Origin of the sequence: Pseudoxanthomonas taiwanensis, assembly GCF_010093135.1 — a bacterium.
Taxonomy (GTDB): Bacteria; Pseudomonadota; Gammaproteobacteria; order Xanthomonadales; family Xanthomonadaceae; genus Pseudoxanthomonas; species Pseudoxanthomonas taiwanensis.
In genome coordinates, this window is the sequence record NZ_PDWK01000081.1 from 1 (window position 1) to 10,695 (window position 10,695).

At 69.2% G+C, this 10,695-nt stretch carries 7 protein-coding genes and 2 pseudogenes; 5 read left to right on the forward strand and 4 right to left on the reverse strand.

Features of this window, described 5'->3' with window-relative positions:
• Nucleotides 1-660 (reverse strand): annotated as a pseudogene (locus CR938_RS12575) (YdeI/OmpD-associated family protein); the annotation flags it as partial.
• Nucleotides 661-784: 124 nt separating this feature from the next.
• Here CR938_RS12575 and htpG point away from each other — a divergent pair.
• The 5 genes from htpG (at nucleotide 785) to yjjJ (ending at nucleotide 7,590) form a co-directional block, all read left to right on the forward strand.
• A complete protein-coding gene (htpG, locus tag CR938_RS12580; protein ID WP_246191090.1) occupies nucleotides 785-2,665 on the forward strand; it encodes a molecular chaperone HtpG in 1,881 nt (626 codons plus the stop codon).
• A 201-nt stretch (nucleotides 2,666-2,866) separates the two neighbouring features.
• The gene (gene dcp, locus CR938_RS12585) at nucleotides 2,867-4,930 is read left to right on the forward strand and encodes a peptidyl-dipeptidase Dcp (RefSeq protein WP_425502451.1); all 2,064 of its coding nucleotides are present in this window, start codon (nucleotides 2,867-2,869) and stop codon (nucleotides 4,928-4,930) included.
• 219 nt (nucleotides 4,931-5,149) lie between these two features.
• Entirely contained in the window at nucleotides 5,150-5,557 is a 408-nt protein-coding gene (locus CR938_RS12590; protein WP_162125346.1) for a hypothetical protein, read from the forward strand.
• Nucleotides 5,558-5,608: 51 nt separating this feature from the next.
• Nucleotides 5,609-5,980, forward strand: a complete 372-nt coding sequence (locus tag CR938_RS12595; RefSeq protein WP_162125347.1) for a DUF3108 domain-containing protein — start codon at nucleotides 5,609-5,611, stop codon at nucleotides 5,978-5,980.
• Between the two features lie 209 nt (nucleotides 5,981-6,189).
• Nucleotides 6,190-7,590, forward strand: a complete 1,401-nt coding sequence (yjjJ, locus tag CR938_RS12600; RefSeq protein WP_246191091.1) for a type II toxin-antitoxin system HipA family toxin YjjJ — start codon at nucleotides 6,190-6,192, stop codon at nucleotides 7,588-7,590.
• 30 nt (nucleotides 7,591-7,620) lie between these two features.
• Here the strand turns inward: yjjJ and CR938_RS12605 are convergent.
• From CR938_RS12605 to CR938_RS12615, 3 genes and pseudogenes are all read right to left on the reverse strand, one after another.
• Nucleotides 7,621-8,408: pseudogene (locus tag CR938_RS12605) on the reverse strand (restriction endonuclease).
• A 145-nt stretch (nucleotides 8,409-8,553) separates the two neighbouring features.
• Entirely contained in the window at nucleotides 8,554-10,170 is a 1,617-nt protein-coding gene (locus CR938_RS12610; protein ID WP_162125349.1) for an ArnT family glycosyltransferase, read from the reverse strand.
• Nucleotides 10,167-10,529, reverse strand: coding sequence for a lipid-A-disaccharide synthase N-terminal domain-containing protein (locus CR938_RS12615; protein ID WP_162125350.1), 363 nt, complete (start codon nucleotides 10,527-10,529; stop codon nucleotides 10,167-10,169). Before CR938_RS12615 ends, CR938_RS12610 begins: the two co-directional genes overlap by 4 nt.
• Nucleotides 10,530-10,695: the final 166 nt, after the last annotated feature.

The window sequence follows — 10,695 nt, forward strand, 5'->3', positions numbered from 1 at the left end:
GTCGCGGTCCAGCGGCTTGATGAACTGGCTCTTCTCCCAGTAGCTGGACGGCAGCTTGGGCATGCCCAGGGAGACGTAGAAGTCCTGCGCGCGCTCGGTCATCTGCCGGGCGGTGAGCAGCTGGGCCGCGCGCTCGGCCTCGAAGCGGGCGCGGGGGGCCGGGGTGGGGGCGCGCAGGGACCTGCTGTACATGCCGGAACGGTCGAAACAGCAGACCCGGCGCTTGCCGGCGGCCAGCATGTCGCAGGCGGCGGCGATGCGGCGGGGCCGGGTCTCGGCCTTCCGGCCCGAGGGGATCCAGTGGATCCAGTCGCGGCGCGCCGCCGGGGTCAGCCCCTGCCAGGTGACCCGGGCCTGCGGGTGCAGGGCCAGGGCACGGCGCAGGTCCGGCGGAACCCGCGGCTCCGGCTCCTCCGCCGCCGGGCGCAGCATGACCGCCACCATGTCCCCGGCCCGGACGCCGGCAGCCTCGCGCAGCTTCCGTTCCACCTTGAGCCAGTGCCCGCCCTCCCCGTCCGGCTCCAGCACGGCCTGGAACGGGTGGCCGGCCAGGGCCCCCTCCACGGCCACCTGGCCGCGGCTGGGGAGCCGGGCGCTGGCCGAGCGGGGCAGGAGGAGGAAGGTCCAGGTCGCGTTCCTGGGCTGCGCCGGCCGCAGCAGGCGGGCCCGGAAGCGCACGGATTCGATCGCGGTGCCCATGCCCCCCAGCATAGGCCGCAACCGCTTGAAATTGCACGTCCTGCTCGCATATCGGGCCGGTCCGGCCTTGCAAGGAGCCCGTCACGTGACCACCGCCACCGAAACCCGCAAGTTCGAAGCCGAGGTGGCCCAGGTACTGCACCTGGTGACCCACTCGCTGTATTCGCACAAGGAGATCTTCCTGCGCGAACTGGTCTCCAACGCCTCCGACGCCTGCGACAAGCTGCGCTTCGAGGCCATCGGCAAGCCCGAGCTGCTGGGCGGCGAGGGCGAGCTGCACATCGAGGTCAGCTGGGACAAGGCCGCGCGCACCATCACCGTCCGCGACAACGGCATCGGCATGGACCGCGACGAGGTGGTGGCCAACATCGGCTCGATCGCCAGCTCCGGCACCCGCCGCTTCCTGGAAGCATTGGGCAGCGAGCAGAAGGCCGACGCGCGCCTGATCGGCCAGTTCGGCGTGGGCTTCTATTCGGCCTTCGTGGTCGCCGACCGCGTCACCCTGCTGACCCGCCGCGCCGGCAGCGCGCCGGAGGCCGGCGTGAAGTGGGAGAGCGACGGCCGCGGCGAGTACACCCTGGAGCCGGCCACCGTGCCCGAGCGCGGCACCACCGTGGTCCTGCATCTGAAGGAGGGCGAGGACGAGTTCCTCGACGGCTGGAAGCTGCGCAGCCTGATCCGCAAGTACTCCGACCACATCGCCTTCCCGATCCGCATGCCCGGGGAAACCGCCGGCAAGGAGGGTGGGGAGGCCGGACCCGGATGGGAGACGGTCAACGACGCCTCGGCGCTGTGGACCCGGCCAAAGCACGAGATCAGCGACGAGGAGTACCGCAGCTTCTACAAGTCGCTGGGCCAGGACTTCAACGACCCGGCGGCCTGGACCCACAACCGCGTGGAGGGCAACCAGAACTTCACCACGCTGCTGTACCTGCCCTCGCAGGTGCCGTTCGACCTGCTGATGGGCGGGCGCGACGAGCGCAAGGGCCTGAAGCTGTACATCAAGCGCGTCTTCATCATGGACGCGGCGCAGGAGCTGCTGCCGCAGTACCTGCGCTTCGTGCGCGGCGTGGTGGACTCGGACGACCTGCCGCTGAACGTCAGCCGCGAGATCCTGCAGCAGAACCGCCAGCTGGAGCGCATCCGCGGCGCCTGCGTCAAGCGCGTGCTGGACCTGATCGAGAAGCTCTCGCGGGAGGAGCCGGAGAAGTTCGCCGCCTTCCTCAAGGCCTTCGGCAACACCCTCAAGGAGGGCATCGCCGAGGATCCGCCCAACCGCGAGCGCATCGCCAGGCTGCTGCGCTTCGCCTCCACCCGCGGCGAGGGCGCGGCGCAGACCGTGTCGCTGGACGACTACATCGGCCGCATGGCGCCCGGCCAGGGCGCCATCTGGTACGTCACCGCCGAGAGCCACGCCGCCGCGGCCGGCAGCCCGCAGCTGGAGGCGTTCCGCGCCAAGGGCATCGAAGTGCTTCTGATGTACGACCGCATCGACGAGTGGATGGTCAGCCACCTGCGCGAGTACGCCGGCAAGCCGCTGCGCCACATCGCCAAGGGCGAGCTGCCGCTGGACGAGGCCGAGAAGAAGAAGCAGGAGGAAGCCACCGAGGCGGCCAGGCCGCTGCTGGAGCGGCTCAAGCGCCTGCTGGGCGAGCGCGTGGAGGAGGTGCGGGTGTCCGCGCGCCTGACCGACTCGCCCTCGTGCCTGGCCCTGGACGAGTACGCGATGGCCCCGCACCTGGTGCGCCTGCTGCGCGAGGCCGGCCAGCCTGTGCCGGAGAGCCGCCCGACCCTGGAGATCAACCCGCAGCACGCCCTGGTCCGCCGCCTGGAGGCCACCGCCGACGACGCCCAGGCCACCGACCTGGCCCTGCTGCTGCTGGAGCAGGCCGAGCTCACCGCCGGTGCCCAGCTGGCCGACCCGGCCGCCTTCGTGCAGCGGGTCAACCGCCTGCTGGCCGCCTGACGGCGCCGTTTGGCGCCAATCCGGTACCTCCGGCACTGCTGCCGCCCGCGGCCCGGGGGCGATGCTGGACGATGGCCCCGCCGGAGTGCGGGGCGCATCGTTCTTCCTCCGGAGCCCCTCATGCTGCGCAAGCTGCTACTTTCCTCGGCGATCGCCCTGGCCCTGACCGCCTGCGGCGAACGTCCGGCCACCGACACCGCCATGCCTGATTCCACCGCCGCCGACACCCAGGGCCAGAACCCCCTGCTGAGCGCCAGCCCGCTGCCGTTCCAGGCCCCGCCGTTCGACCGCATCCGCGACACCGACTACCAGCCGGCGATCGAGGAGGGGATGCGCCAGCACCTGGGCGAGATCCGCGCCATCGCCGACAACCCCGAGCCGCCCACCTTCGCCAACACCATCGAGGCGATGGAGCGCGCCGGCGCCACGCTCTCGCGCGCCATGCTGGTGTTCGACGCCATGACCTCGGCGCACACCAACCCGACCCTGCAGGCCGCCGAGGAGGCGCTGGCGCCGAAGCTGGCCGAGCACATGGACGCCATCTACCTGGACCCGAAGCTGTTCGAGCGGGTCAGGGCGGTGTACGAGCAGCGTGATTCGCTGGGCCTGACCGAGGAGCAGCGCACCCTGGTCGAGCACCGCTACAACCAGTTCGTGCGCGCCGGCGCACTGCTGTCGGAGGCCGACAAGGCCGAGCTGCGCAAGCTCAACGCCGAGGAGTCCTCGCTGACCACCGCGTTTGGCGCCAAGCTGCTGGCCGCCACCAATGCCGGCGCCGTGCTGGTGACCGACAAGGCGCGCCTGGAAGGCCTGGACGAGGGCACCCTCGCCGCCGCCGCCGAGGCGGCCAAGGCCGCTGGCAAGGAGGGCTGGCTGCTGGAGCTGCAGAACACCACCCAGCAGCCGGTGCTGGGCAAGCTGAAGGACCGCGCCCTACGTGAGGAGATCCTGGCCGCGTCGATGAACCGCGCCGCCCGGGGCGACGACAACGACACCCGCGCCACCATCCTGCGCCTGGCCAAGCTGCGCGCACGCAAGGCGCAGCTGCTGGGCTTCGACAACTACGCCGCCTACGCCATCGCCGACCAGATGGCCGGCACCCCCGGGACCGCGCTCAAGCTGCTGACCGACACCGTGCCCGCGGCCACCGCCCGCGCCCGCGCCGAGCTGGCCAGGATCCAGGCCGTGGTGGACGCGCAGGGCGGCGGCTTCACCGCCGGCGCCGCCGACTGGGACTTCTACGCCGAGCAGGTGCGCCAGGCCGAGTACGACCTGGACGAGGCCCAGGTGCGCCCCTACTTCGAGCTGGACCGCGTGCTCAAGGACGGCGTCTTCTACGCCGCCCAGGAGCTGTACGGCATCACCCTGAAGGAGCGCACCGACCTGCCGGTCTACCACCCGGACGTGCGCGTGTTCGACGTGTTCGACGCCGACGGCACCCAGCTGGCCGTGTTCTACCTGGATCCGTTCAAGCGCCCGAGCAAGCGCGGTGGCGCCTGGATGGGCAACTTCGTCGAGCAGGACGGCCTGGCCGGCACCATCCCGGTCATCTACAACGTCGAGAACTTCACCAAACCCGCGCCGGGCCAGCCTGCGCTGCTGAGCTTCGACGAGGTGACCACGCTGTTCCACGAGTTCGGCCACGCCCTGCACGGGATGTTCTCGAAGACCACCTACCCGAGCATCTCCGGCACCAACGTGCCGCGCGACTTCGTGGAGTTCCCCTCGCAGTTCAACGAGCACTGGGCGCTGCACCCGCAGGTGTTCGCCAACTACGCCAGGCACTACCGGACCGGCGAGCCCATGCCGCAGGAGCTGGTGGACAGGATCGTGCGCGCGCGCACCTTCAACCAGGGCTACGCCACCACCGAATACCTGTCCGCCGCGCTGCTCGACCTGGCCTGGCACCTGCTGCCGGCCGACGCGAAGGTGGACGACGTGGACGCCTTCGAGAAGCAGGCGCTGGCGAAGTACAAGGTGGACCTGCCCGCCGTGCCCCCGCGCTACCGCACCAACTACTTCGCCCATGTCTGGGGCGGCGGCTACGCGGCCGGCTACTACGCCTACTTCGGCGCCGAGGTGCTGGACCACGACGCCTACAGGTGGTTCGAGGAGAACGGCGGCCTGACCCGGGAGAACGGCCGGATCTTCCGCGAGAAGATCCTCTCCATCGGCCACTCCCGCGACCTGGCCCAGGCCTACCGCGAGTTCCGCGGCAAGGACCCGAGCGTGGAGCCGCTGCTGGAGTTCCGCGGCCTGAAGTAGGCCGCCCGGCCCTCGGGGTACCCGGAAGGAAGGCCCGCGCGAGCGGGCCTTCTTCCTGCCCTCCCTCCCGGCGGGAAGGGGGATCGGGCGACGGCATGCACCGCGCCCGGCCCTCGCCGCCGCCCTCTGACGGGAGTCACACCGCCCTCCGGCACTCCACCCCGGCCGCGCGCCGGGACAGGATGCGCGCACCCCGGCAAGCGCAACCATCGTTCCCGTATGCGTCCCACCGTAGCGCGACCGATCCTGTATCTCGCCCTGGCCCTGTCCGCCGCCCTGTCCCCGGCCACCGCCGCGGAGCCGTACCGGGTCACCCCGTCCGACCTGCACCTGGAGCAGCTGCGCCCGGCCCGGCTGAGCTACCTGGTGTACATGCACGGTGGGCCCGGCACCGGCGTCAGGCGCGCCGTGCTGTCCAGCTTCGAGGTGGCGCAGGAGACCGTGGACGGCAGGCCGGCCTGGGTCATCACCCACCACTGGGTGGATGCCGACGGCACCATGCACACCGCGCGCACCGTGCATGCTGCCTCCGATGCCGCCACCCTGTCGCAGAAATCCACCTGGGTGCGCTCCGGCAAGCGCATGTCCTCCAGCGTCGTCCCCGCCGAAGGCAGGGGCATCGCCTAGGGCGAATGGCCGGACACCGCCCGCGAGCGCCTGGAGGCCGGTTTCCAGGCCATGCAGGACGGCTGGTGGATGAACTGGCACAGCGACCTGACCCTGCTGCCGCTGCTGCCCTACGAGAAGGACGGCACCCTGCGCATCCGCCTGTTCGACGTGGGCATGCCCGCGCCGCTGGACGTGGACTACACCGTGCTCGGCGAGCGCACCCTGGCCGGTGCCGACGGCCGCCGCTACGACTGCTGGCTGGTGGAAACCGAAAGCGGCAACCCCGGCGGGGGCGCCTTCCAGCGCTTCTGGATCGACAAGGCCAGCCGCGTGGTGGTCAAGGAAGAGGACACCTTCAACGGCCAGTACCGCAGCAAGTACCTGCTGGCGGTGCCGGTCAGCCTCGAGTTCCCCGCCCCGGCGGACGGCAAGCAGGGCTGAGGCGGGACCGGCGAACTGCCGGACCCGGTGCCCTTCCGGCAGCCCCCCACGAGGGCCCGCGCGAGCGGGCCTTCATGTTTTCCCGGGATCGCCGGGGAAATCGTAAATAAATCCGCCGGGCGCAGGACCCAAGTCGTTGATCCTTCGGGGTATTGCGCCCGGATTGCCTCCCTGATATCGTCAACGGAATCGTAAAGAAACGGATGCCCATGGCGCGCCGCCCTTCCGCCACCGTGGAAGACCTGCTGGCCCTGCTCGCTTCCGGCGAGCCGATGGCTGCCTCGACCCTGGTGCAGCAGCTGGGCGTCACCCGCCCGGTGGTGCTGCGTCTGCTGCGCGAGGCCGGCGACCGCGTCCTGCAGGTCGGCAACGCCCGCGCCACCCGTTACCTAGCGCGCGCCGACAGCGATGCCGGCAACGCCTGGCCCCTGTGGCGGATGCGACCTGACGGCACGGTGGAGGAACTGGGCAGCGTGTACCTGCTGCGGGGCGAACGCTTCCAGTTCCTCGCCGCCGGCGAGCGCCCCAACCTGCTGCATCCGGTCGACGCCATGCCCGGCCACTTCCCGGGCCTGCCCTGGTTCCTGGACGACCTGCGCCCGCAGGGCTTCCTCGGCCGCAACCTGGCCCATCGCCTGGGCCCTACGCTGGGCGTGCCGACCGACCTCAACCGCTGGCGCCAGCGCGACGTACTGCTGGCCATTACCCGCACCGGCGGCACCCACATCGGTGACCTGCTGCTGGGCAGCACCGCCCTGCAGCTGGCGCTGGCGGAAGCCAACTCGCCCTCCGATGCGCTCGCGGCCGGGGAACGGCCGCAGCGCTACTCGGCCTGGGCCGAGGACGCCCTGGCGGGCGAGGAGGTCGGATCCTCCCCCGGCGGGGAGCAGCCCAAGTTCACCAGCACCGTGCTCGACGCCGGGGAACGCTACGCCGCGCTGGTGAAGTTCGCGCTGCGCGACGGGCAGCAGGCCACCACGCGCTGGGCGGACCTGCTGGTGTGCGAGCACCTGGCCCTGCAGAGCCTGGCCGCCCATGGCCTGGCTGCCGCCGCTTCGGAGCTGGTCGAGGCCGAGCGCCACCTGTGCCTGGAGGTGCGCCGCTTCGACCGCACGCCCGGCCACCTGGGCCGCCACGGCTTCGTCTCGCTGCAGTCGCTTGATGCCGCGTTCCTGGGCAGCGGCGAACGCGACTGGGGCCTGGTCGGCGAACAGCTGCTCCAGTCCGGCTGGATCACGCCGGACACGGCGCGGGACATGGCCGTGCTGCACTGGTTCGGGCGCCTGATCGGCAACAGCGACATGCACCCCGGCAACCTCGGTTTCCACCTTGTCGACGCCGGCCCGCTGCCGCTGGCGCCCGCCTACGACATGCTGCCGACGTACCTGGCCCCGTCCCGCACCGGCGCCGTGCGGCCCGCCGAACCGCTGGTGCTCGCGTCGCCCGAACGCGGCGGCCAGGCGACGCACATCGCGCGCGCGGCCGCGGCAGCCATCGACTTCTGGGAAACGGTTGCGGACTCGGCCCGGATCCGTAGCGAGGAAGTGCGCGCGGCGGCGCGCGCCAACCGCGACGTCGTGGCCCGATTTGCCCGCACCTTTGCCGCCTGAGGCTCCCGCTCCACGGCGGAACCAGCCGCGTCAGCCAAGCGCCGACCTGGCACCCCGGCAGGAAGGGAACCTGGAGCATCCCCAGAAGCTGCTCCCGTCCCGACGGTTGGTCCTGCGCACCATGGCCGCGCCACAACGCGGACACCCAGGCGCAGCTTCGACGGGGGCCTGCATTCTGCCAGCGGCAGGAGTCGCGGCAGCCCCGCCCTGCCCGCGCTGCACGCTGCGGATCATGTCCAGCAACGTGGCACCCTCGATCAGCCGGATCGGCTTGCCGGCGGCAAAACGTTCAGTTCCGCGTCCGGAGTGAATCCGCCCATGGCGGCCACGAACACTTCGTCGGCGCCATGGTGGGTTAGCAGGCCATACATCTCCCGGACCACGGCCACCGGTACCTTTTCGCGGCGCCAGTGCTTGCACTGCACCAGCGTGCGCCGCCCGCCCCGGAACAGAACCAGATCGATACCGCCATCCGCGCCACCCAGCCCGGTTTCCTCCACCCGGTAGCCCTGCCGGCGGAAAGCCTCCCCCACCAGCCGCTCGAAATCCCGCCAACCCAGCGCCGCGATGCTCTCCAGCCCGGTGCGCGTATCCAGCAGCCGGCTGCGACGCCGCGCCCGCAGGAAGGAAACGAAGGCAGCCACCCAGCAGGCGGCAAGCACGGCACAAGCGAGTGGCACCAGGGCCGCACCGGAGAACGCTGATGCGAGGCCGCTGGAACTGCTCGCGATCAAGCCAGGAATGGCGTAGCGGACCAGCAGGAAACCCAGGATCCCGGCCACCACGCCGGCCGGCCACGGCGTAAGCTTCCCCGTCAAGCAGGCATTTCAAAAAGAAGGGGGCGCTTTTGCGCCCCCCTTAAATTCTGATCAGGAAAACCAGGTTCCTCTCCTCGTTGAATACCGGGACGACGACAGACAGCTCAGGTTGTTGCGTGGATGCATGCCTCATGTCATTCATGGCTCAATACTCGTTAGAAGTGGGCTCACGAAGTCCACTCCCCGTGGACACCAGTTCTGCAGCTCGGAACATCAGCAACGTGTCGGACTTATATCGTTGTTGATACTCCGGACGCGGCTCCCCTTCGAGCCTGAGCCGCTTCAGGCGCGACACCACCAAGCCGTCGGGATGCTGGTCGATCCAGCGCTCAGCCAGCTCGGGCGAAAGTTCGATGACCGGCTGTCGCAGCCGACCAAAGAAGCCGAATTCACCTTGATAATTTCCCACGTAGATAACCGGCCGCCCTCGGGCTTGCTGGCGCCCGACGTAGTCCCCGGCCGCTGCTAAATCGTAAACGGGCCGGACGATGGGGTAGATCACCAGCATCGCTATGGCACAAAACGTCAGGCTAGCTGCGGCAAGCCTCCGGGCGGCGAGCACTGGATCGCTGGGCGGCGAAAGCATCAGGCTGATCGGGATAAGCGTGAGCAGCGCCAGGCTCCACAGGGGAATCTCTGCAATCCCTGCACGCAGGTCGACCCCTGCTGCTTTCCCCGCCAGGATGATGACCATAATCAGCAAGGGCGACATCACCAGCGCCGGCACCAACATATGATGGCGCGACACCCGCCAGCGCGGATCATGCAGGCCACGCGACAGTGCCAGTGAAAACAGGGCAGACAAGGGGATCAGATAGTGAACTTGCTTACCGCCCACCAAGCTCAGTATCAGTAGCGTGGCGCCCATCGCAACGACGAGGAACCGGTTGGCGCGGTCCTCCATGTTGCCCAGCGTCTTTCCAAGACCCCTCCAGGCAGGCCACCACAGGGTCCAGGGGAAGGGCAGCAACACCAACAGGGGTAGATACCAGTACCACGGTCGCGGATGACCCATCTCACCGCTGACGCGGTTCAGCGTCTGGTCCAGCAGCAGCTTGCTGAAATACGCTTCGGATGCATGCCACCAGGCGGCCGCCAACCACAGTCCGGGGACGGCGAGTGCCAGCAAGGCAATCCACGTCGCGCTCGCCGGGGCGAATTTCGGCGCGTCGACGGGGGCCCACCAACGAAACGCGAATGCGACCGGCAGCGTGTACACCAGAGCCACGGGCCCTTTTACCAGCAGGCCCAGACCGAGGGCGACGCCAAACCCAACCCAGTATCGCTTCAAGCCAGTGTGCGCTGCGTTCACCAGGCATAACCACGCAAGGGCAATAGTGGCCAATAGCGGCATGTCGAACCTCAAGGCGGTTTGGTAAAAGGCGATGAACCAGGACCCCAGAAACATCAGGGCGCCCACCCGGCCGATACCAGGGCGCTCGGGCCAGAGTCGCGAGCCCAGCCGCATGAGCAGCCACAGGCTCAGCAGCGTTGACAGTGGGCCGATCAAGCGCGGCCACCACTCGTTGACGCCGGTAATGGCCCAGCCCGCATGGATCAGCCAGAACAGCGCAGGCGGCTTGTGGTCGTAGAACTCGCCGTTGAGGTACGGCACGAGGAACTGACCGCGATCCCACATTTCCCAGGCGACTGTGATGTAGCGGGTCTCGTCCACCGGGATCAGGGGTCGAAGGAACAGGGAAATGATTGCCAAGATGCCGACGCCGCCAATGGCCATGAGCCACCATTGCCGATGACTCACGACACGCCTCCCGCATCAGCTTCCCGGCCGGCGGCGGACAGTCGCAGGTTGCGCACGTAGATGGCTAGGCCGGCTCCTTGACCCACCATGAACACCGGATCCTGGCGAGCGATGGCATAGACGAATAAGGTCAGGCCGCCGCCCAGGCTCAGCCACCAGAATACTCGCGGCACGACGCTCCGCCGGGCACGCTCCGAGGCGATCCACTGGACCAGGAAGCGGGCCGAGAACAGCGCCTGCCCGAAGAAGCCGAGGATCAGTAGGCCGACGTCAGACACGCAGGCGACCTCGGCTTTCGGGTGAAACAAAAACTGCGTCGCACATGCCGGCTCCTGCTTGAAGGGTTTGGGTCTTCTCATAGCAATACCACTCGGTCTTTTCCTTCTACTATTCTTTTACCTGATTAGCCCCGACCCTCAGCCGCCAGTCGCAGGATGTGCGTCGCCCACCGCCGAGCATACGGCCACCTGAAGGCGACGAGGTGGCGTCATGAGCATCAATTCCGTGCAGTTCCAGGCTGGCCTG